General features: G+C 69.3%; 11 protein-coding genes. 2 read left to right on the top strand and 9 right to left on the bottom strand.

What is annotated here, in order from left to right:
* Positions 1-149: 149 nt before the first annotated feature.
* The 3 genes from POL25_RS36750 to POL25_RS36740 form a co-directional block, all read right to left on the bottom strand.
* Entirely contained in the window at positions 150-806 is a 657-nt protein-coding gene (locus POL25_RS36750) for a hypothetical protein (protein WP_272091028.1), read from the bottom strand.
* Between the two features lie 562 nt (positions 807-1,368).
* Complete coding sequence (locus POL25_RS36745) at positions 1,369-5,904, bottom strand: tetratricopeptide repeat protein (RefSeq protein ID WP_272091027.1); 4,536 nt, start codon at positions 5,902-5,904, stop codon at positions 1,369-1,371.
* 297 nt (positions 5,905-6,201) lie between these two features.
* Positions 6,202-7,077 carry a toll/interleukin-1 receptor domain-containing protein gene (locus POL25_RS36740; RefSeq protein WP_272091026.1) on the bottom strand — a complete coding sequence of 292 codons (876 nt, stop codon included), beginning with the start codon at positions 7,075-7,077 and terminating at the stop codon, positions 6,202-6,204.
* A gap of 588 nt (positions 7,078-7,665) precedes the next feature.
* Between POL25_RS36740 and POL25_RS36735 the strand changes: the two genes are divergently transcribed.
* Positions 7,666-9,381 carry a hypothetical protein gene (locus POL25_RS36735; RefSeq protein WP_272091025.1) on the top strand — a complete coding sequence of 572 codons (1,716 nt, stop codon included), beginning with the start codon at positions 7,666-7,668 and terminating at the stop codon, positions 9,379-9,381.
* Here the strand turns inward: POL25_RS36735 and POL25_RS36730 are convergent.
* A complete protein-coding gene (locus POL25_RS36730; protein WP_272091024.1) occupies positions 9,378-10,217 on the bottom strand; it encodes a hypothetical protein in 840 nt (279 codons plus the stop codon). The two genes, POL25_RS36735 and POL25_RS36730, sit on opposite strands and share 4 nt — an antisense overlap.
* Between POL25_RS36730 and POL25_RS36725 the strand changes: the two genes are divergently transcribed.
* Positions 10,216-10,401 (top strand): hypothetical protein, encoded by a 186-nt coding sequence (locus tag POL25_RS36725; RefSeq protein WP_272091023.1) that lies wholly within the window; start codon positions 10,216-10,218, stop codon positions 10,399-10,401. The two genes, POL25_RS36730 and POL25_RS36725, sit on opposite strands and share 2 nt — an antisense overlap.
* Positions 10,402-10,560: 159 nt before the next feature.
* Here the strand turns inward: POL25_RS36725 and POL25_RS36720 are convergent, their stop codons facing one another.
* The 5 genes from POL25_RS36720 to POL25_RS36700 all read right to left on the bottom strand — a co-directional run bounded on the left by POL25_RS36720 (position 10,561) and on the right by POL25_RS36700 (position 21,333).
* Positions 10,561-11,202 (bottom strand): SMI1/KNR4 family protein, encoded by a 642-nt coding sequence (locus tag POL25_RS36720; protein ID WP_272091022.1) that lies wholly within the window; start codon positions 11,200-11,202, stop codon positions 10,561-10,563.
* Positions 11,203-11,205: 3 nt separating this feature from the next.
* Positions 11,206-17,049, bottom strand: coding sequence for a SpvB/TcaC N-terminal domain-containing protein (locus tag POL25_RS36715; RefSeq protein WP_272091021.1), 5,844 nt, complete (start codon positions 17,047-17,049; stop codon positions 11,206-11,208).
* A gap of 73 nt (positions 17,050-17,122) precedes the next feature.
* Positions 17,123-17,551, bottom strand: coding sequence for a hypothetical protein (locus tag POL25_RS36710; protein ID WP_272091020.1), 429 nt, complete (start codon positions 17,549-17,551; stop codon positions 17,123-17,125).
* Positions 17,551-17,802: a hypothetical protein gene (locus POL25_RS36705; RefSeq protein WP_272091019.1), complete on the bottom strand. Its 252-nt coding sequence runs from the start codon at positions 17,800-17,802 to the stop codon at positions 17,551-17,553. The genes POL25_RS36710 and POL25_RS36705 overlap by 1 nt, the downstream gene beginning before the upstream one ends.
* A gap of 6 nt (positions 17,803-17,808) precedes the next feature.
* A complete protein-coding gene (locus tag POL25_RS36700; RefSeq protein WP_272091018.1) occupies positions 17,809-21,333 on the bottom strand; it encodes a hypothetical protein in 3,525 nt (1,174 codons plus the stop codon).
* Positions 21,334-21,519 lie beyond the last annotated feature (186 nt).

Raw genomic sequence — 21,519 nt, 5'->3', positions numbered from 1 at the left:
CCGGCGCCATCGCCGGCGCCGACCACCCGGAAATGTTGTTGACGCTGAGCACACCGGGGGCGGCGAGGCCAGCGTGACGCGGGGCGGTGTTTGTCGAAGCCGTCGAGGCCGGGCGAGCGGCAGCGCTGGCCCGGCCGTGACGCCGGGCCTCAGCCGGCGATGAGGCACTTGCCGGTGCTGGTGCCGGTGTTGTTGTCGATGCGGCACTCCTGCCATTCGGGGTGCGGGACCATGGTATCGTCGACGATGGCGTAGATGTCGACGATGCCGTTCTTGACGTCGGCGGGGGCGTCGTTGAACGGGAGCTTGAGGGTCTCGGACTCGAGCGGGTAGAGGGCCTTGGTGGTGACGAGCTCGCCGATCTTCATGCCGGTGTCGGGGACGCCGGTGTAGAAGCCGACGACGACGCCAGGCGGGAGCGGGGCCTCGCCGATGTTGCGGACGGTGGCGGTCAAGGAGTAGTCGCTCTCCTCGCACAGCGGGGCGATGGCGACGATCGCGTCGGGGGCGCCGCGCTCGCTGTCGGGCTGCTTGTTCTGGCGGAAGTTGTTGAAGTCCGGGACGGTCCAGTTGGGCTCCTCGCCTGCGGGGATCGTGCCGTCCTCGTTGACATTGGTGATATGATAAGTGTGCTGATTCCAGACCCGGCGCGTGCGCACCCACTTGCCGCCGGCGGTGCCGAACACGCGCACGCCGGACTGACCGCTGACGCCGTCCTCGACGCAACTGATGCTCGGGTCGTTCTTGCCGTAGGCGTTGGAGACGACGACGATGTCGGCCTGGCCGTCGTTGTCGATGTCGGCCATAGGCTATGCAGGTGGGCTCAATTCCCGCGAATTCGTCACTTTGATCCCGCTCGACAGGAATTCGTACCAAAGTTGAACCAATTTCGACCCGGAGCTGGAGATCTCACGACCGCGCATAACTCGACGCGTCAACGCAGACCCCCCGGAATGCCGCCAGCCTCGGGGCCGACTACGGACCATTGCCGGCTGCCTGGACATCGGGACCGAGTCCCCATGGGGCATCAGGAGTATCGCGCGCTGGCGCTCCATACTGTCCATTGGGGCATGTCTACTCGGTCATGCTAGTTCGAGTCATCGCGGCGACTCAGCATACGCAGCCGAGGGTGAGTCCTGGCGATCAGGCCGAGGCCGCGTGCGCTTCGGGTAGGTCGGCAGCGGGCGAGCGCCCGGCGCGGCGATGAAGTCGCCGATCGCATGCACTCCCCGCTTAAACAAGCTTTGGGACCGCCGGCCTGCGAACCGTCGAGACGAGCAGAACGTCCACCGTCGAAAGAAAGGACAGGCGCTGCCGCGCCGACCAACTCGGCCTTGTCGTCATCTGTCCCCGCGGCCATGTATGGGCTCATCCGCTATCCAAATCGAGCGGCATGTCGAGGCCCAACCCGCGGAGGACGCCGACACGCTCGAGCAGCGCCGCGTCCGGAGCTAGTCCCGCGTCGCGCTGTCGTCGGAGGAGATTCCGCAGCGAGATCATCATGTTTCGCGCGAAGTTTTCGGGGTGTGCAGCGAAGTGCGGCCAGTACAGGTCAAACGTCTCCGCTGCTGACGCGAGCGCCGCCTCCCGCTGGCCGACCTCGCTCTGCATGGCGCCGAGGTTGTTCAGGCTCATGGCGAGGTGCGGCTGGAACGCGTCCGGGTTCCGCTTCGCCAGCTCCCTACGGATGCGCACCGCCTCCGCCATCGATGCGAGCGCTGCCTCCCGCTGGCCGACCTCGCTCTGCATGGCGCCGAGGTTGTTCAGGCTCATGGCGAGGTGCGGCTGGAACGCGTCCGGGTTCTGCTTTGCCAGCTCCTCGTAGATGCGCACCGCCTCCGCCACCGACTCGAGCGCCGCCTCCCGCTGGCCGACCTCGCTCTGCCTTGAGCCGAGGTTGTTCAGGCTCGCGGCGAGTTCCGGGTGGAACACACCCGGGTTCCCCTTCGCCAGCTCCTCGTAGATGCGCACCCCCTCCGCAGCCGACGCGAGCGCCACTTCCGGCTGGCCGACCTCGCTCTGCATAATGCCGAGGTTGTTCAGGCTGATGGCGAGGCCCGGCTGGAACGCGTCCGGGTTCCGTTTCGCCAGTTCCCTACGGATGCGCACCGCCTCCGCCACCGACGCGAGCGCTGCCTCCCGCCGCCCGGCCTCGCTCTGCCTGTTGCCGAGGTTGTTCAGGCTCGCGGCGAGGTGCGGTTGGAACGCGTCCGGGTTCCGCTTCGCCAGCTCCTCGTAGATGCGCACCGCCTCCGCCACCGACGCGAGCGCCGCCTCTGGCTGCCCGACCTGGCTCTGTCTGTTGCCGAGGTTGCTCAGGCTCGCGGCGAGGTCCGGGTGGAATGCGTCCGGGTTCCGCTTCGCCAGCTCCTCGTAGACGCGCACCCCCTCCGCAGCCGACGTGAGCGCCGCCTCCGGCTGCCCGACCTCGCTCTGCATGATGCCAAGGTTGTTCAGGCTCGCGGCGAGGTCCGGCTGGAACGCGTCCGGGTTCCGCTTCGCCAACTCCCTACGGAGGCGCACCGCCTCCGCCACCGACGCGAGCGCCGCTTTCCGCTGCCCGACCTCGCTCTGCCTGTTGCCGAGGTTGTTCAGGCTCGCGGCGAGGTCCGGCTGGAACGCGTCCGGGTTCCGCTTCGCCAGCTCCTCGTAGATGCGCACCGACTCCGCCACCGACGCGAGCGCCGCTTCCCGCTGCCCGACCTCGCTCTGCATGGCGCTGAAGTTGTTCAGGCTCAGGGCGAGGTCCGGCTGGAACGCGTCCGGGTTCCGCTTCGCTAGCTCCTCATAGATGCGCACCGCCTCCGCCGCCGACGCGAGCGCCTCCTCCCGCCGCCCGACCCCGCTCTGTATGGGGCCGAGGTTGTTCAGGCTTGCGGCGAGGTCCGGCTGGAACGCGTCCGGGTTCCGCTTCGCCAGCTCCTCGTAGATGCGCACCGCCTCCGCCGCCTCCGCGAGCGCCGCTTCCCGCTGCCCGACCTCGCTCTGCCTGTTGCCGAGGTTGTTCAGGCTTGCGGCGAGGTCCGGCTGGAACGCGTCCGGGTTCCGCTTCGCCAGCTCCCTACGGAGGCGCACCGATTCCACCGTCGACACGAGCGCCGCCTCCCGCTGCCCGACCTCACTCTGCATAGCGCCGAGGTTGTTCAGGCTTGCGGCGAGGTCCGGCTGGAACGCGTCTGGATTCCGCTTTGCCAGCTCCTCGAAGATGCGCACCGCCTCCGCCACCGACACGAGCGCCGCCTCCCGCTGCCCGACCTCGCCCTGCCTGTTGCCGAGGTTGTTCAGGCTCATGGCGAGGTCCGGCTGGAACGCGTCCGGGTTCCGCTTCGCCAGCTCCTCGTAGATGCGCACCGCCTCCGCCGTCGACGCGAGCGCCGCCTCCCGCTGTCCGACCTCGCTCTGCCTGTTGCCGAGGTTGTTCAGGACATGAGCCCGCTGCGAGAGAAAGTTCTCCTCCTCCCCATCCGGGGCCGCTGCCAGCAGCGCTCTGCTTACCCACACCGCGACGCGGCGAAGCGTGACCGTCTGCGTTGGAATTCCGTCGTGTTCGAGAGCCGCGGCCACACGTGCGTCCCCGGCTCGCTCGAGCGCATCGGCCAACGCATCGCCGAGTACAGACAAGGCCGTGCGCCGGCCGACGGCCTTCGCCGCTGCGAACGCGAGCAGTGCCCGCGTTGCCGTCTCCCGCGCCAACAGTCGATCGATCCACGGACGGACCACCGGCTTCTCGCCCACCGCAGCTCGCCCCAGAGCCTCAAAACCATGGCGGAGACGGTCCGCGTCGGCGTCCTCGAACACCCCGTCAATGTAGTTCTCCCGCGGCTCGTCCATGCGCCGATACGTCCGCCGCACCATGCCCTCGCCGAGTAGGTCGGGCTCGAGAGGACCCACGTAGGTCCCGGGTCCGCCTCCGCTACCCGGCGCGCCATACACGTCGTGCAGCAGCATGAGCAGATCCTCGTCCGCGGCCCTCAGCCGGGTTCCGATGGCGTTCGCCACCTCACGCGTCGGTAAGCCGCCGCGCAGGGTGGCGGCCGCCACGAGCCGGCGCGCCCGCTCGACGTGGAGGCGGTGCTGCCGGTCGTGTCGCTTCTGCCGTTCGTCCCAGAAGCGCTCCTCGTGCTCGAGGATCGCCGCCAACAGCGGCTCCTCCTCTGCCTTCCGGGGCGGTTGTAGGTCCAGCTCGTCTACCGCCGCGAGCGCCGCCATGTGAATGTACAGGGCACGATCGAAGATCGGGTCTGTCAGCGCCCTGGACACCGTCGGCGCCGTCCGGCCGCGCCGCGCCGCGAACTCGGCCGCGGCGGCACGAAACACCTCCACCCGCACCTCCGACCCGTCGGCGAGCGGTCGCAGCGGTACTGGCGGTACCGCTGTGAGAAACGCACGCCGCGACTCGTCGCCCTCGAGCAGCGCCTGCCACCAGTCGTCTACCCCACGCGCGAGCAGCAGGATCCGCACCGGCAACTTCACCCTGGCCGACGCGTACTGAAGCACTGGCGCGAGCAGTTGCCGTAGTTCGGCGCGGCTCTCGGCGTAGTCGATCACCACGGCGACCGGCATCCCGAGTCCGACCACGCGGTCGAACCAGTCCTCGACAACGTGCGCGTGAAGAAATCCGGCCGCCCACCCGCGCTCGCGCAGGTCACGTGTCCACTCGATCGCCAATCGGGTCTTGCCGAATCCCCCCGGACCGTGGACGAGTCGCCCCTGCACCGCCTTCCCGGTCGTGCACCACTCGTCTAGCTCGGCCAGGATGTCCTTCCGCCCCGCCCGGAAGAACTTCACCACCTCGTACGACGGGTGTAGCAGGCGGGACGGGCTCGGGTCGTCCGGCAACGTCGCAGTCCCCGGCGACAGGATGTCGTCATACCCCGTTCGTACCCGTGTGGCGCTATTTCGCCGCAGGAACGCGAGCAGGCACTCTGCCGAGGCCCGCGCGGCGAACGATTTGAAGCGGTCGTCCTTGTGCTTGTCGGCATGATCCATCACGCCCTTCATGACCACCGCGAGCTCGAGCTGCAGGAGTTCCGCCGTGTTGGCGACCGCGTGGGCCTCCATCTCGACGCCCAGCACCTTGCGCGCGAACGTCTCGAGCTCATCCCAGAGCACCTCGTCCCCTTGCACAGCGTTGCCGGAGGCGATCGGCCCGACATGGACCCGCAGCGAGCGCCGCGGTGGATCGAGTCCCGGCCAGCGCTGCGACTTGAACCGCTCGGCGTCGACGTGCTTCTTGCCTTGCTCGGTGAGCGGCTGGTCCCCCGGATGGACCAGCTCCTCCGCGAGCAGCCCCGCGACGATGCTCTCGTACTCCGGGCAACACTCCGCGAGCAACGGCCCGAGGCTTTGCGAGCCACGCCCTCGCGCGAACTGATCGAGCAGCCACGCCCGCTGCTGATCGACGGTCCAGTCCGGCCCGCGCAGCCATGCGAGCGCGTCGCCAGGATCCTCGGCGAAGTCACGCGCCTTCTCCACCCACCGGATATCCATGACATGGGGCCGGGTCCCGTGCTGGAAGCCCTTCGCCGTTCGCTTCCCCGAGTCGTGGAGGAGCAACTGGTCGGCGAACACCACGTCGCCGAACTCGGTGTCTCCCGGCTTCCCGGCCAGCACCCCGCACATCGCCAAACACCGCGGCCGTAGCGCCATCACGACCGGGCCGGCGACGCCTGCGGTCTGCGTCCCGCCCATGTCCTCCGCGCAGATCAACGCGACGGTCAGCCTCGCCCCGTCTGCCGCAGCGAACGACCGCCGTTCCACTCGCAGCCCAGTGCCCGGCACACGCTCCTCGCTCCAGACGCCCAGCGCTCCAGTGCTCACCGCCTTGACCGCATCACGCTCCATCCGGAGCGCCGTCACGATCAGCACCTCGACCGGCGGGGACGAACTCCGTTGCGACGACACACCCGACTGTGTATCAGGCGCGCCTTCGAGCGCAAGGACAATGCGCTCAGTCCCTCACACACGCCATCGTGCTTCTCCGAATCGTTCATCGAACGTGGATCCCCGTAGGCGCGACCGAGCAGCCCGCTCGCGTCAGTGCTGGCGCGAGCGCCGGGCCCATGGCCGAAGGCCATGTCTTCCGAGGCACACGACCCGGACGCGCCGCCCGTCGAGGCCATCGAGCTGCGGGCGCGGCCCCCGCCCGGCGGGTCGCACACCGCGCCGCCTTCGATCTGCGCCTGCGTGCGCGGGCGAGTGCTAGGAATCGTCGCGGCGCTTCAACGAGGCCAGTTGGGTTGCCAGCTTCACGTACAGCTTGTCGCGCTCATTCTTTCCCAAGGTTCCAACCGGCCGGTTCGGGTCGTTGAAGGCTTGGAACGTGGAGAGCACGGGGTGTTGTGTGAACAAGCAGTGCCCGACGATGAGCGGAAGAATCACCGTGCCTCGACGCTTTGCTTCGGCGAGGAGCGGTGGAATCTCGTCGGTATGAATGAAGTCGGAGGCCAGGAAATTTGCGCTGATGAAGAGGACGGCTGCCGAAGCGCGCTCAATCGCCATTTGGATCTCGTCGCGCCACTTCGCTCCGGTCTTGATCTTTGAGTCATCCCAGAACTCGAGCGAGTTGTCCCTCTCCAACGGCTTCAGATGGAGCCGAACAGCGTCGACGAACTTGCGGTCCTTGTGCGAGTAGCTCCCGAAGATAGCCGGTTGCGATGTGGCCGACGAGAAGCGGAGGATGGCCGGCTTCACAACTGGATGGAACTGCACCTGTCGTGGAGGTTCCACGACCTGCTGGGCCCTGGGCCGCGGCAACCAGACAAAATCGAACACCTTGGGGAGCAGAGTCCGACCGTGCGTGTTCTCGAGATCCCAGTCAACCGATTCGATCGTCAGGTTCGTGTGCCGGGCGATCTTGGCGATGACCTCAACGTCTCCTCGAGCGTCAGAGACGCTCATCGTCTCAAGGTCTCCTGGCACGGGATCGTAGAAATCCCGAAGGAGTCTGTGCTCTTCCTCGCCGGACAGATCTCGGAGGATGGCCCTCTCCGTCATGTCCAACATCGCGGCGATCTCGAGGCGCAACTTCCTGTCGTCAAGAATTTCGCGGACCGTGACCTCACCGTAGCTCGCCATCGCGCTGTTCCTGGGCGGGAGAGGTTCCCCAGGGGCGCCGAGTTCGTCAAGGCAAAAGTCGCCCCATGCGAGCTCTCGGCCTCTGGCTGTTCCCCGGGGCTTGGGGCGTGCGTCGGGGCGGGAACTGCGTACGCGCCGCACGACGACTAGCGGGCCGGCCCTGTGACGGCGGCGGGGACGCGTGGATCGGCCCGACGTAGAACTCACCGTCAGTGAGCCGATCGAACAGCTCGATCGAGCGGGGACCCCGACGCTGTCCGTCGAGTTCGTGCGGCCCGCACTCCTCCGTGCACAGCCACGCGTCGCCACCCACGTGCGCGAGTCGTAGCGACACGACCCGTCACGGGTAGATCAACGCCGCGGGGCGAGTGGCCCTCGGCTCGAAGTCCGGCGAAGCGGCGCGCGTGGCATGAAGGCCGCCCATGATGACCAAGAACAGGGCTCCGGCCTCGCCCGACATGCCGCTGCCAGATGTTCCGCCATCGCCGCGTCACGCTCCGCGGGGGGCATTTCCGCGTCGAACGCCGCGACCGCGATCGGACCCAGGCTTGTGTCGCCAGTTGGTATGCTGGCGTACCAAATGCGACGATGCTCGTTGACCACGCCCGCGTGGGCAGGCATCTTGCGACCATGCGGATTGCGCCTGTGCGTCCCGGGCTGCTCGCTGCGATAGTGCTCGTCGCCGGCTGCTTTGAAGCGACACCGTGGCCCCCCTGCACGCTGGAAGCGGGGCCTGAGTGCTTCGACACCACAAGCGCCGGGCAGAACACAGAGTCCGGATCGACCTCGGACGGCACGGCGCCTACGACGGGGATACAGACCGTGACCGGAGCGCAGGTGACCTCGGAGCCGAGCACGACGACTGGGACGACCTCATCCGGTCCAGGCGAGCTCGGGCCACTGACGATCACCGACATGAGGCTGATGCCGGACGAGCTGAAGTCGGCGGGCATCGTCACGGTGGAGGTCGACGTCGAGGGGGCGGACGCAGTGTCCATGTCGGTCGACTTGGGCGAGCCGGTCGCGCTCGTTCCGATGAACGCCGGTACGTTTACCGGCGAGATAGCGGTGTTCGGCGAGTCATGGAACGGCACGCACGATGTCGTGGCGATCGCCACGCGCGACGAGGAGGTGAGTGAGCCCTGGCCAGCGACGTTCACGGTCGCCGCATCGGCCGCCGGGGGGGAGGCGTGGCTCAAGAAAAGCTCGCTCGTGCCGAGCTATGGCAACGCGATCGACGTCGACGACCAGGGCGGCGTCGTGGAGCTGTTCACCTACTCGACGCCCGAGGGCCAGCGGTGTCACCTCCGCCGGCGCGACACAGACGGCGAGGTCGTGTGGCTCGGGGATTCGCGCTGGATCGCACACGGATTCGACTGCGCTGGCGAGGACGTGAAGTTCGCTCCGGACGGGACAATCTGGGCGCTGGTCAACGTCTACGAAAACGGCTTCGGGCGCTGGCAGATCTGGCACCTCGACGACGACGGCCTGCCGCTCGGACAGACGCCGGAGGAGGGCAACCTCACCCACATGGGTCGAGGGCTCGATGTGAATGTGGCGGGCGATGTGCTGCTCTGCGGGACTCGACCCGCGACGCCAGGTGAAGACGACGCATGGGTCCGCCTGCGGCGAGTCGATACCGAGCCGTGGACGCAGCCATGGGACTACCGGGCGCCGTATGCCCTCGACAAGGTGCACAAGTTCAGCGAGCGGACCCAAGACTGCGCGTTCGTGGAGGACCGGATCGTCGTCGTCGGAGACGCCGTGGGGCCGCACGAGCAAGGAAACCCCGACATCCAGACCCGCGGGTTCGCTGTCGAGTTCAGCTTCACCGCCACCGTCCTCGCGGATGTTGCGAACCCCGCGGCGCTCGCATGGCATAGCGGGAACCAGGCACTCGCACCGGGCCACGCGGGCGGGTACGTGGTCGCGGGCGACAACTGCAACGCCATGGTCTCGCCCTGCAACGCGACCAAGGGCGTGTTGCGCTGGTTCTCACTGGGAGCCACCCAGGTCGAGATGCAGCCGACGGCGAACGCCAAGCACTTGACTGACATCGCGTGGAGCGCGGCAGGCTACGCGGTCGTCGCCGCACAAGGTCTCCAGAACGAGGACGGATTCCTTGTGCAAGGCTGGTCCAGCGGCGCTGCCGAGCCTGTGCTGCACTACCAGGGTGGCCCGACGAAGCTGCAGGTGGCCACCGGAATCGCGGCGGATCAGGTCGGATTCATCTTCGCCGGCGGGTATTTCCAGGAGCTCGATGACACGCTGGCCGCTGGCGTGGCGAAGGTTCACCCCTATTAGCCGGGCACGAACGCGTTGCAGGTATCGATCGCCAGCTCGGCAGCCTGTTCGAAGATCGGGCCGTAGTCCTCACTCGTCAGGAGTTGCAGGAGACTGTGCGGGAATGCCGGGACGGTCTTGCAGATGCGGTGCTTCGGGTTTTGGCTCCCGATGCAGTCGTCCGTGAGGCCGAACATCACGATGGCGTCGAGGTCGCCCTTCTTCCGGTCCACGGCCGCCTGCATCCACTCCTGCCAGGTGCCGTTCGAGCCCGCCGGCGCATCCGAGTTGTCCTCCGGGCCGATGAGCGTGACCATCAGGAGCGCGTCGTCGCGGAAGAACCCCTCGTTGCACCCGCCGACCTTGTTGAGCTTGGGGCTCATCGCCGCGACGAGGGCGTCGCCCATCTTGTTGTAGCCAACCACCCCCACGCGTGCGAGGCACTCGAAGGTGCCGGGGATGTCGGGCGTGTCCGCGGTGATGTAGCGGCGCGGGCCTTCCAGGCACGGTTTGTTCTCCGTGTACTGGCCGACGTTCATGACGACGCCCGCGCCCATCGTCTCGTCGCAGACGCTTGCCCAGTAGTCGCAGGGATAGTCGGGCGCCTCCACGCACGGGTCTGGGCAGTCGTCGTCGCACGCCGGCGAACCCCAGGCCGGCTCCGAGTCCGTGACGAGGATCTGCACGTCGAAGTCGCTGAACTGGAGCTGGATCGTCTTGATGAAGCTCGGGAACGCGGCGATCAGCTTATCCTGGTGCGGCTTCATGAAGTCGTCGCGCGAGATCACGAACAGGAAGTCGATCTTGCCCTGGCAGCCCACCGGCGGCCCGGTGTCGAAGTCGGGCGGAGGGCCCATGTCCCAGACCATCGTCGTCGAGCTGGACCCCGCACTCGACCCCGAGTCACCGCCCGAGCCCGAGCTCGTGCCGGTCGACGAGCTGCTGGAGCTGCCCGAGTTCGTGTCGCCGCTGGTCGTCGTCGAGACGGGCGCCGTGGTGACCGGCGGCGCCGTGAAGCCGGTCATGTTGCCGTCCGGCTGATTGCACGCGAGGAGACCCGCGAGAGAAAGGGCAGCACGGCGTCGCGTAGAAGACACGGCGCTCCAGCGTAGCTCGCCGGGTGTTCGCAGCCAAGGGCCGGGCAGCCCGGCGCGACTGACGGCGTTCACGCAGCTCTCGCAGATCTCGTGTGGCATGGGATTAGTCCGTGATCTCGAACTGTAGCTGCGCGCCGTCCGGCAAGTCGTGGATCTTCTGGGCGATCGGGCCTCGGATCCGCATGCCCGCCGTGGCGTCCTTGACCGTGAGGTTGTCGAGCGAGAACTCTCCGCCGAGCGTGAACAAGCGGGTCGGGAGCAGACGCTGACCGGGAGCGAGGGGACCGAACCTCGCCTGCCAAGCGACTGCGAGCGGCCGGCCCGTGCGGTTGTCGGTGTCGTCCAGCAGGACTGCAGCCCACGCCTCAAGGTCGTCGGCGAGCCACTCGAGGTCGCCCGTCTCAGGATCGAACGCGAAGACCTTGTTCTGCTTGATACAGAACTGGCCTCCGAAGACATCATCTGCGAAGAACAGCAGATCTTTCGCAAGATCGCCGTAGTAGTCGCGCCAGTTCTGGGGCTCGTTCCACGAATTCAGGCTTGCAGCCTCATGGACCGGAATTGCCGGGAAGACCCGGAGGGCACGGTCGAACGCGAGAAATCCGTTCACGAGGCTGTACATGAGCTCCAGCTCAGCGAGTCGAGCACCAGCGTGTCGGCGCGCCCATGGCCCCAAGTAGACGGGCCCGTGGGCGAGCACGATGTCGACGCGTTTGAGCAGGTTCTCCATGCTGGGGCTCGTCATGAGTTACTCCGTGATCTCGATCTGGATTTTGGTCCCGTCGGGCAATCCTCGGCAAGCATTTCCGATGCACGCGCCTGCTCCACGGTTGTCGCTCGGATTGATCGGGCGGACGCTGGCACCCTGCCCGCCTTCCTTGGTGAACGCAGGTGGGTACTCGTCGCGGTCCTTGCCCTTGACTGGAGAGTGCCCTTGCATGGCCCCGGAGCGCCGCCCGGACGCGCCCGGCCTGGAGACTGTGAGAACGCTGGGTTGCCCAGTTTGTCGAGCATCGAGGATGTGCTGCGCGGACTCAGGGTAGCTCGATCGGCTGAGTGGCACCCGTTCAACTGCCTCAGAGGTGGCCTTGGCAACATCTCCCGTGCGGTCGGCAGCGGAAGTGGCCTTGTCGGCACCGCGGAACCAGCGGTAGGTGCTTTTGATGTCCCCTGCGCTGACGGGCAGCACTTCGCTCGCTAGCGAGAGGGCGGACAGCACGCGGGCGCCGATGCCGGCCTCGGCGGTGGCGACCGTCAGCACGTCGTCGGCGATGCCGCTGAACTCGTCGACCTTGTCGTAGCCCTTGTAGACGGCCTTGAACGTCGCCTTCGCGCCCTTGATGATCCAGGTGACCCAGCCGTGGCCGGTCGGGTCCACCTTGGCGATCGGGTTGTTCGCGGCGTAGCGGTAGAGGTTGCGCTCGCCGGGCTCCTCCAACCGGGCGCCGGGATTGAGAAGGTGGTAGGGGTCCGGGCTTGCCCAGCGACCGAGCTCGGGCAGGTAGTGCCGGGCGCCGATCGCGATGGCGCCGCTCAGCGAGTCGTCTTCCTTGCCGGTGAAGCGGTAGGTCGGCCCCGCGGCGCTGTCGTCGGCGCGCCACGCGAGCCGAGCTGCGCCGTAGGGGTCGGCGGCGTCCCGGGCGAGCGGGTGACCTTCATGGTCGAGTACCAGGGCGGCGGAGCCGAGGCGATCGGCGACGTGGTAGCGGGTGTGCTCGTCGGGGACGAGCGGGCGCGAGTCGTCACCGTGGTGGCGGCAGCTCAGCGTGCCGGCGAGGCCGGCCAGGACGAGTGCCGTGGCGGCGCGCGCGAAGGTCGGAGCCGTTCCGGTCGAGGGCAGCCAGCGGCGGAGACGCCACGCGAGCGCCAACGCCACGAGCAGCGCCAGGACGAGTGCCGTGGTTGGACTGCGGCCCGCCTGAACCACCGCCACGGCTGCGATGTCGAGCTCGGGGTAGCCGCCGCTCGGCATCGGCACGGCGCTCTCCGCGACCCGTTCGCCGGCGAAGTGGACCCAGCGGACGAGCTGGCCGTCGCGGACCTCGACGTTCGGGGTTACGTAGAGCGTCTCATGGGCGAGCTCGCCGCGAGCGTCGAAATCGCGACGAACGGCGCGCTCGCCGGTGTAGCTGTAGACGTTCTCGACGCGGCGGCCGTCGCCAGCGGTGAACGACTGCACGCGGCCGTGCGGGTCGAAACGCCACGAGCCGGCGGCGAGCGGGCCTTCGCCCTCGACCTCGGCGAGCTGGCCGGCGGCGTCGTAGGCGAGGCGCTGCGCGTCGAGCTTGACCGCCGCGTGCGGGCGCGCGGCGTCGTAGCCGAGTGCCCGGCCGCCCTGATCGAGGAGGTTGCCGTCGTCGCTGTAGCGCCAGCGGCGGGTCTTGCCGTGGGCGGCGCTGGCGACCAGGCGGTGCAAGTCGTCGTAGACGTAGGTCTGCGCGAGCGAGAATTTCTCCGCGCCGAGCAGGTCGCGCGTCTCGGCGAGCTGGCCCGCGACATCGTAGCGATGGGCGAGGTCGAAGAGCGTCCTGTCACCTTCCGCACGCTGGCCATGCACGCGGCCGGTGATGTCGAGCTCGCGCGTGAGCGCCACGCCGGGCGCGAGCTCGAGGCGACGCCAGCGGGCGAGCGCGTCATATTCCGCGGCCGTGGCGAAGAGGCCGGGCGCTTCGAGGCCCCGCGCGGTGTAGGCGTGATCGAGCGTGCTGCCGTCCGGATACACGTCGCGGAACGGCCGGTCCTGCGCGTCGTAGAGCTGAGCGGTCGAGAGCGTGACAGGGCCGCGCGGGCCGTCGAAACGCCGGGTCGCGCGGATGATCCGGCCGCGTGCGTCGTGCGTGAATTCGATTCGGCCGGCATCGTCTTCGACCGCGACGAGCTGGCCGCCGCGATCGTAGCTGCGCCGGACCTCGCTGACCTGCGCACCGGTGGCATCGAGCGCGCGCTCGTGTGTGAGGCGGCCGAGCGGATCGAACGACCACGTCACGCGCGCGCCCGTGGCGTCGATCCGCTCGGTCAGGCGGCCCGTCGCGTCGAAATGCTGGAGGACATCGCCGGCGTCCGGCGACGTGATGCGTCCCAGGCGGCCGCCGCCGTCGTGGCGATAGGTGGTGCGATGGCCCTCGGGATCGACGTGCGTGACGAGCCGATCGGCGGCGTCGTGCTGGTAGCTGTGGGTGATGCCGCGGCCGGCGAGACGGCTGGTGATGCTCACGATCCGGCCGAGGCCGTCGTGCTCGGTGCGCTCGGGCGCGTCCGAATACGGCGGCGCGGGATGCAGATCCTCGTGCTCGCGGCGCTCCACCGCGAGCGGGCTGTAGGTCGTCGCGGATTCATAGCCGTCCGCGTCGCGCGACCAGACGACGCGGCCAAGGGCGTCGTGATGCGTAAGGCTCCGCGGCCACGCATCCGCGAGCATGATGCTCGCGCCGGGCAGCAACGCGGCGGCGGGGAGCACGTGGCCAACCAGCAACTCGGCGACTTCGCCGTTGGCCCCGTAGCGTTGCGCGGTGCGGAGGATCGCACCCGTGCCGGCGTCGTCCTGCGTCACCTCGGCGACCGCGCGGCCGAGACCGTCGAGGTGTGTGACGGTGAGGTCGACCTCGGCATCGCCACTGATGCGACACAGCTCGGTGACGACGGAGGGACGCGCGGCCACGCCGTCGAGGTAGTAGCGGTAGCGCGTGGTCGGCAGCTCGGGCGTGTCGCCGGGCTCGATCTCCGCGATCAGGCGGCCGAGGCCGTCGTACTCGGCGCGGGTCGTGGCGCCGTTGGGCGCGCTGACGACGAGGGGATGCCCCGTTCGCGCGTCCCAGGTCGCCGTCGTCACCAGATCGTCGGCGCTGGCGAGCAGCAGGCGCTCCTCGATCGGGAACAAACCGTCATCGTCGAAATGCCGCTCCAGCGTGCCGTCTTCGGCGTCGCGGATCCGCGTGATGTTGCCGTGCGCGTCGACCGTCTGGCGCAGCGTCGGGACCCAGGTTTCGCCAGCGAGCCAGGTCTCGACTCGGGCGACGACGCCGCGGGCGTCGAGCTGGCCAAGCGGCGCGCCTTGTTCCGGCGGTCCGTCGTAGTAGGTCCGGATCGCAGTGATCTGCGCGCCGTCGGCGTCGCTGACGATCTGCTCGGCGACGCGGTCGCGCGGCGCATCGTCGGCCGCGGGCTCGGCGTACGTGTACATCGTGATGCGCTCGTCGCCCGGCAGGTCCGCGCCGGATTTTGCGTCGACACGACCGAGGGCCCGCTCCTCAAGGACATTGCCCCACGCGTCGAAATCCCACTCGGTGCGCACGCGGACGGCCGCGGCGGCCGGGCCGGCTTCCAGGTGGTCGGTGTCGGTGGCGACGCGGCGGGCGGCGAGCACACCGGGCGCGGGGCTCTCGACCCCGATTGTGTGCGACTCGCGGACGAGCATGCCGCGCGGGCTCGCGGTTTCGCTGTCGAGGAGCTGGAGTTTGCGGGCCTCGTCGGTCTGGCCGAGGTCGTAGCGCGTGGTGGTGGTCGCGGTCTCGCTGTGGCCGTCGCCCAGGTCGGTCTCGCGCAGCTCGGCGAAGCCGCGGAATTCGCCGCGGGCCGGGTCATACCAGCCGTCGCGCACGTGGTGCTCCGCGGTGTGCGTCCAGGACGTGTGCGCGTCGGTTTCGTGAGACCGGATCAGCACCGGCAGCGGTGTCGGGGGCGTCGACTTCCATGGGGCGCCTGCGTCGGCGTCGGCATCAGCGAGCACCGCGGCTGACGCGTAGGTGAAGTCTCGACTGTAGCCGAGGCCAGTGCGCAGCTCGGCGAGCAGACCGGGGCGCTCCGCGAACGTCCAGGCGCGCCATGGCTGTGAACCGTCTGTGTCGACGCGCAGCACGTCGACGGTGCCGCTCGCGTCCACGTCGCTCAGGATCACGATCTCATCGGCTTGGAGGTCGGGCCAGGCGACGCTCGTGGCCGGAGCGACTGCGCCGTCGTGCTGGTAGGTGTAGAGGTCCAGTGACGCGGCGCCGATCCGCACGAGGTCCGCCGCGCCGTCGCCGTTGAGGTCGGCGACCTCCCAGCGCTGGCCCTCCGCCATCGGTGGCACGCCCGCGAGATCGACCGGCTCGGCGAACAGACCGAAACCCTCGCCCGCGGCGACGAGGATGCGGCTCTCGCTCGGCAGGACGCGCACGAGGTCGGGCAGGCGATCGCCGTCGAGGTCGGCGAGCTGCACCCCAGGATCGCCAAGACGCATGCCGGCGGGCGGCGGAGGGACGGGCTCGGCCGGGAGGTAGCCAGCCGCGTCATGGTGGCGGATCCAGATCCAGCCGTCCGCATCGTCATGTCTCAGCACGTCGACGCGGCTGTCCAGGTTGAGATCGATGAGGGCGACGTTCGGCGCGGTGAGGTCGAAGCCGACGTCGAGGCTGATCGGCGTGCCCTTGCCGAACGGGGTGCCGCCCCCGGTGAACGCCCACAACTCGCCCTCGCTGGGCTGCGCGAGTAGATCCTCGATCCCGTCGCCCGTGAGGTCGGCGAAGCGCGCGGACGCGGTGAGCGTGGCGGCAGGCGTCGGGATCGGGGTCCAGGAGGATGCGAGCGCGGCGCCTCGGCCCTTGCGGTAGCGCCAACCGTCCAGGGTCGTATCCAGCAGGTCGGGCAGCGCGTCGCCGTCGATGTCGACCCAGGCGCGGCCGTCCGCGGTGGGATCGAGCGCGGGGGCCTCGGCGATCGGGTTCTCGCGCGGCTCGTCGAGCGCGCCGGCGTAACGGAGGTGCCAGGGCGGGAGCGCGGCGCCGTCGCTCGCGGAGGTGTCGATCCGGGCGAGGGCGCTCGCCGGGTTCATGACGGTCTGATGGTAGGTGAGCGTCGTGGTGCGGACGGGCGCGCCATCGACCTCCGTGACGATCGCGCGGAGCCGGTGGCGCAGCTCGACCGCGAAGCCCGGCGCCCGGGTGCGAACGAGGTCGGTGCGCGTCTCGTAGGCGAAGCGAACGGCGGCGCGGCCGTCGTTGTAGGTGATCGCAGCGAGCAGTGGTGCGGAGGAGCCCTGCTCGCGCGCGTAGTAAAAATCGATGCGATTGCCGTGGACGTCGGTGATCGCCGAGAGCTCGAGGCGGAAGTCGCCCGCGTCGCCAGTGAGACGCGCCTCGTCCGTGAGACCGAACAGATAGCCGGTGCCGTCCGTGGTGACGGCGGACATGGCTCCGCCGGGCAGCGAGCGGACGACGACGGGCGGGCCCTGCTCGATCCGCTCACGGTAGGCGCCCGGCGCCACCTCGACGAGCTCCTCGCCACCGCCGAGACCGCGCAGGACCCATGCGTCGGTGTCGTCGTAGCGCGGGATGCCGGTCCGGAGCGAGCGCTCGATCGCCGGGAGCCCGAGCGACCAGCCGAGCCCCAGCACCCCCGCGCCTTCGCCAGCGCTGTAATGCAGCGCGAGCTGAGGCTGAAGGCCCGCGCGACCCGGCGGGACCTCGATCGGGTATGACACGGACGGCAGCCCGCTCGCGGCGCTGACGTCGTAACCCTGGCCGAAGCCCTCGATCGAGGCCGGGCCCTTCGGGAGGTTGATGGCGGTGGCCAGGGTCGCACTGGTGTCGGCGCGGGCGGTGCCCGCCGCGAGCACGAGCGCGACCAGAATGGGACCTGTTCGGAGAGACATGGGGATCTTTCGAGAGAGGGGTGAAGGGAATCGGCGCTCAGAGACCCAGCAGCGTCGTCAGAGCCGTTCCGACCTCAACAGGTGGAAAAGAATCGGTGGATGACGGCGGCGCAGATGCCCCGTCGCCACGGTTAAAACGGAGCGCCGACCCGGACAACGAGCGCGCCGTCGTCGGGCCCCCGACGCGCGGCACGAGTCCGATCCGTGCCGCGTGCTGGTACGTGCATGCGCGCTCTTCATCGAGAAGCGTGCGGAGCAAAGCGGCGCCGGTCGGGTGCATTCGGCGCTCGTGGTTCATGACGCCGGACAGCGCCGCGACCACGCCGCGCTTCATGCCGCGTAGCGACCACCAGACCTGCTCGAAGGGCGCCCGGTCCTGCGCCTCGGCCAGGTTGACGAGGCGCAGCACGCCGGCGAGGTTTCGGTCGATGCCCGCGAGCGGATGCTCGTCCGGCTCGTCCGGCATCACTTCGTGCCTCGCTGCGGTGCATCGCGTCGCGTCGGCCGGACCGTGCAGTTCACGATCCGTCCGACCATCGTCCGTTCGCTCATGCTCAGGATTTCGCCGGAGGCAAACGCCACCTGCACGACGCCGGGGCCGTGGTGCTGCACCATGACGGCGCGACTACGGACCGTGGGGTGGCCGGGCATTCGGACAATGATGGTCGCCAGGCCGGGCTGGAGCTCGCTGGCGGGGATGATGCTGTGGATGCGCATAGCCCCTCACCCGCCGCAGCTCGGCGTGAACGTGCCCTGGCCGACCGGCGCGACTGAACCGGCGCGGTGATGGAGGCGCAGCACAACGTCGGCGACGTGCCGAAGGTTGACGTCGAGGTTGGCCGGCGCTTTATCGGGCGGCGGGATCGTGAGCGTCCACTGTTCGCCATGGAGCGGCCAGGCCGCGTAGCCCGCGTTCGCGCCAGCCGTGCCCCAATCGCCGACGCCGGCCTGGATTACGACTTGCTCGAGCTCGAAGCTGTAGGGCACGTATGCCGACCAGGACGGCAGGTCGGCGCCGTCGCAGCGGCGTACTCCGGCAAGGCCCTGGCGAGTGAGCCAGACCTCGGCCTCGCGGTCGCCGAGGTAGTCGCCGACGAGCTTGACCTCGATCTCCTCGACGCGATCGTCGCAGAGCGCCGACGGGAACAGCGCGTGCTCGAACGCCGAGAGCGCGAAGGGCAGAGCGACGGCGCCGTCCGGCTTGCGGTGCAGCGGGTCGCGCAGGAGCGCGACGAATTGCTCGGCGGGCGTGACCGCGGAGCCGTCGACGTCAGGTACGTCGAGGGTGATGGCGAAGATGTCCGAGCGCAGGCTGACCTCGGTGACGTAGGGCTGGCCGAAGCCGTGCTCGAGCCGGTAGTCCTCGAAGATGCTGTCGAGGCAGGAGAGCAGCGCGGAGAAATCGGCGGGCGACCGGGCCGTGGCGAGGGTGTCCCGCAGGGTCGGCAGGGGTTGGTTCACCTCGTACTCGAGGGCGCGCAGGGCGAGATAAACGCGGCGGGCGGTCTGCTCGCGGACCGGAAGGACACGGCGTGCGGACTCGAGGCGGGCCTGAAGGAAGTGCGGCCGGGTCAGCGCGTTGTCGGGGTTGTCCTCGAGCATGAGGCCCACGGCGAGGGCCTTCTCCTGCATCAGCGCGCCGACCTCCTGGTAGGCGCCCCACATCGCGGTCATCGCCGCGTCGCGCGCGAGCTCGGCCTCCTCGACCTCGATCTGAAGCAGCGAGCCCTCGGCGCGGATGTTCTTGACGAGGGCCACCGATGCGGCTCTGCGCACCTCGAGATCGCTGGCGCGGATGGTCGCGTCGATCTCGGCGTTGATCGCCGTGATCTCCTGCTCCTCGTTGCGCTGGAGTTCGTCGCGCGCGCTCTCGAGGCCCGCTTGCGCGAGGATGCTCTCGCACTGGTTGTCGGTGCCGATACCGAGGCTGCGTAAGTTGGCCTCGCACGACATGACCGCGCCGGCGAGTGCCACGGGGTTCGGTAGGGCGTTGCCGAAGACGCTCGGACCGGAGAAAAGGCTCGATCCGATCTGCTGCGTGCAGTCGCCGATGAGCACGTCGCGCTGGGCCTGGGCGTTCTCGCGGACGCGGCTGCACTCCGCGGTGGCCTGGGCCTGCGCGAGCGCCGACCGCTGCTCGCCAGCGGCGTCCTGGACCTTGAAGATCTGGCCCTGCGCGGCCTCGATCTCCGCCTGGAGATCGAGCGCGATGGCGACTTCCTTGCCGAAGCGCTCCTCCTCGACCGCGATCGCGTGGAGGTTGTTCTCCACCGCCTGGGCGGCGTGGCGGATCCGCAGCCCCGCCGCCGCGATGGCGGCCTTGTGATCGGCGATCTGGCCGCCGTGTTGGCCGCAGCTCTCGAGCGCGGGCGCGGTGTCGCCGGGGAGGCTGCCGCAGAGGGCGCGGAGCTTGCCGTTGTACTCGGCCTCGATCTGAAAGGCGGTCGTATCGAGCGCGTGGGCCTTCTGCTCGTAGTCGCGGACCGCCTGCCATGCGTCGGTGGTGACCTGCTCGAGCTGGGCGAGGTCGTCGGTCGCGAGGGCGTGGACGGCCTCGAAGTTGGTCCGATGCTGCGCGATGTCCTGGGGACCGAGCGCCAGCGGCACGTAGGCGGTGGGGTAGCCGAAGGACGAATCCGAGGTCAGCTCGGCGTGGACGGACGCGAGCGACAGGAGGGCCGGGTCAAGCACGCGCAGGCCCGCCGCCGCGTCGGGGTTGTCGTGCAGGCGGGCATGCAGCTCGGCCCCCGCGGCGTGGGTGGCGATCGCGGCGAGGCGCACCGCGGCGCGCACGTCGGCGACGTTCTTGCGGGCGCGCTGGGCGAGGCGCGCCCACTGGCTTGTGGCCCTGGCGAATCCGGTGACGAGGTCGAGCGGCGCGAGGTGGGCCTGGGCTGTCGGCGGATCGGCGTTGTTCGCGTCGATCCATTCGATGCTGTCGGCGTAGGCGGGCGCGAGCGTGGGCGCCAGCGCGGCGGCGAGACGTTCGCGGTCGTCGGCGAGTAGCTCGAGCTCGCGGGCCAAGACGTCGGAGACGGGCTCGCCGAGCTCGTCCTTGTAGGCAAACGCGGCGTCGATCTGCGTCTCGACAGAGAGCAGCGCGGCGGCCTGTGCTTCGTCGGCGGCGAACAAGGCGGCGCTGTGACCGAGCGCCTCGCCCCAGGCGCCGCCGAGATCGATGCTGCCGCGGCGGATCAGCGCGTGAGCGCAGCGCAACGCGCCGATGTCGAGGCACGTCTGGCCATTGTCGTAGGGCGGCGCGCCGGCCGTGCAGTCGTCCCAGGTCCAGGAGCTCGGGGGCTTGACCTGGCCGCCGCCGTGCAACTCGGCGAGGACAGCGGGAAGATTGTAAACGGAGGCCCGTAGGTCGCCGCCGCATTCGATCCTGTCCTCGGGAGTACAATTTCCGTCCGCGCATGCCTCGCACGCGGGACTTGGTTCGGCGAGGGAGTCGGTCGTCCCATAGGACTTGCCGAGGCCGTCGCAGGCGTCGGCGTCGAGGCCCGGCGGGGTGAGCCAGGACGGCGCGATGGCATCGCTTGGAAGATCCTCGGCGACGTGGACCAGGCCCGTGAGCGGACCCTGCCGGCGCAGCGTGAACGCGCCGCCGATCTGCACAGGCGCGTCGCGCAGGCCCGTGAGCGACTCGACGAGCGTGCCTTCGAGGCCGCTCGCGCTGCGCGTGCCAGTGAGAATGACCGTTCGCCCGAGCTCGCGCGCGATCGGGCTGGAGCGCCAGCCATCTGCGGGCAGTCGGTCGCGTAGTTCGATCGTGACCTTACCCGCGGGCGTCCACGTGCCCGTGAGCGCGAGCGGCTGCGGCCAGAGCAAGCTCGCGTCGGTGTCGACTCGGCCGGCGACCGTGCCGTCGTCTCGGAAGTCGAGATCGAGGACCAATTCGCTGCCGGCGAGGCTGACGCCTTCAGCATTGAAGCTCGCCGCGCCGCGGAAGTGGCCGGACTCGGGCGCCGTCTCGAGCTCGATCGACCACAGGATCGCCCCGCCGCTGGTGATGACCTGGACCGGGAGCCTCTGCTCGGCGGGCGCGAGCTGGACCGGATCCACATGGGCGATGAGCTCGACCTCGGCGCCCGGGGTGAGCTCGGCGAGCGCCACGTCGACCGTCAGCGCGGAGCTGCCGGTCGTCAGGCGGTATTGAAGGACGTCGGCGCCCTCGTTGCGGAGGGTCGTGCGTGCCTCGGTCTCGCCAAACGCCAGGACCGTGAAGCGCTCGACCAGTACCGGCACCCCGAGGGGCGGTGCCGGTTCGTCGCCGCTGGCCGACGCGCAGCGTCCATGCGGATCGCAGGATGCATCTGGCCCGCAGTCGTCGCCGGCGCAGCCGACCACGCAGATCCGCAGTTCGCAGAAGCGGCCCGCACCACAGTCCGCGTCGACCCGGCAGACATGCGCTGTGGAGTCGTCCTCGTCGGG

The organism is Nannocystis bainbridge (assembly GCF_028368995.1).
In the GTDB taxonomy this organism is placed as follows: Bacteria; Myxococcota_A; Polyangia; order Nannocystales; family Nannocystaceae; genus Nannocystis; species Nannocystis bainbridge.
This window is presented reverse-complemented; position numbering and strand designations above follow the sequence as displayed.

Coding starts and splice junctions, on each gene's coding strand:
- POL25_RS36725 (WP_272091023.1), top strand. CDS start 10,216: ATGTCCCAGACCATCGTCGTCGAGCTGGACCCCGCACTCGACCCCGAG.
- POL25_RS36710 (WP_272091020.1), bottom strand. CDS start 17,551: ATGCCGGACGAGCCGGACGAGCATCCGCTCGCGGGCATCGACCGAAAC.
- POL25_RS36730 (WP_272091024.1), bottom strand. CDS start 10,217: ATGGGCCCTCCGCCCGACTTCGACACCGGGCCGCCGGTGGGCTGCCAG.
- POL25_RS36750 (WP_272091028.1), bottom strand. CDS start 806: ATGGCCGACATCGACAACGACGGCCAGGCCGACATCGTCGTCGTCTCC.
- POL25_RS36705 (WP_272091019.1), bottom strand. CDS start 17,802: ATGCGCATCCACAGCATCATCCCCGCCAGCGAGCTCCAGCCCGGCCTG.
- POL25_RS36740 (WP_272091026.1), bottom strand. CDS start 7,077: ATGGCGAGCTACGGTGAGGTCACGGTCCGCGAAATTCTTGACGACAGG.
- POL25_RS36720 (WP_272091022.1), bottom strand. CDS start 11,202: ATGACGAGCCCCAGCATGGAGAACCTGCTCAAACGCGTCGACATCGTG.
- POL25_RS36735 (WP_272091025.1), top strand. CDS start 7,666: ATGCTCGTTGACCACGCCCGCGTGGGCAGGCATCTTGCGACCATGCGG.